This window comes from Aeromonas sp. LsrichE-8G, assembly GCF_022869435.1.
Lineage (GTDB): Bacteria > Pseudomonadota > Gammaproteobacteria > Enterobacterales > Aeromonadaceae > Aeromonas > Aeromonas caviae.
Window position 1 is genome coordinate 1 of sequence record NZ_JALIHH010000172.1, and the last position, 845, is coordinate 845.

Genomic DNA, 845 nt, shown 5'->3' on the forward strand with positions numbered 1-845 from the left:
CCGGCGGTTCGTATTGAATATCGTAAAACAGAGCAATTGTGGTGCTCGAAGTCAGAGAAACAAGCTAAAAAGAGCCGGCTGGAATGACGACTATCGGGCTCAGTTATTCTTTGGTTAAAATATCAACAAAGTGTGCTCCCGCCCTGATTCAAGGGGCAGGTCAGGCCCTCTCCCGTGCCCAGCACCATTGATACACTGCATTCATTGAGTATCGATTTACTGCTTGCCGACGGTATGACGATAGAAGATAAACTATGGCTGATCGGTATGTTGGTGCACAGGGATGAAAGCAAGGGCTCAAACCAGGCATTTATCGAGCAATTAATTCCCATGATCAATGATGGCCAGTTGAGCGCGGCGTTTTCTCAAATTCCTTTTATTGGTAAAGTGCAGTGGTGGGCCTTGCGTACCCTGACGCATTTGTTAGTACAAAACCAGCAACGTCGTGGAAGGGCTGTGATGCTCCGTTGCCTGAATAAAATAAATCAGGTGTTAGAGGGGGAGTTTAATGAGGACAAGCTGCTGCTGATACATAAAAGCTGGCACCAGAAGGTAGTGCCATTTTTGACGCAACGCCCCCATATTCAACAGAACTATCTGCTTTATCATGTCTATCACAATCAGTTTCCATCAGGATTTGATTCTCCTCAAATAGCTTATCAGCTTCTCATTGCGGACTATTTCTTGCTGCGCAGCTATTTATCCGTCATTCCGCACCTGATTTTGCTATTTTCAGTGCTTGACGGCGATCGGCCGTTCTGATCTATTACTCTCTTTTGCAGGTAGATCATCATGGCCGCACCCGCTATCTCGATCCGTAACCTCGATCACCTTGGTTTGGTCGC

Annotated in this window: 1 protein-coding gene and 1 pseudogene; both read left to right on the top strand. The window is 46.6% G+C overall.

Translation table 11 applies throughout. The features are described 5' to 3' along the window. Nucleotides 1–118, top strand: a pseudogene (locus MUW49_RS18210) (ISAs1 family transposase); the annotation flags it as partial. A gap of 56 nt (nucleotides 119–174) precedes the next feature. Continuing rightward, a complete protein-coding gene (locus MUW49_RS18215; RefSeq protein WP_244813053.1) occupies nucleotides 175–762 on the top strand; it encodes a hypothetical protein in 588 nt (195 codons plus the stop codon). Nucleotides 763–845 lie beyond the last annotated feature (83 nt).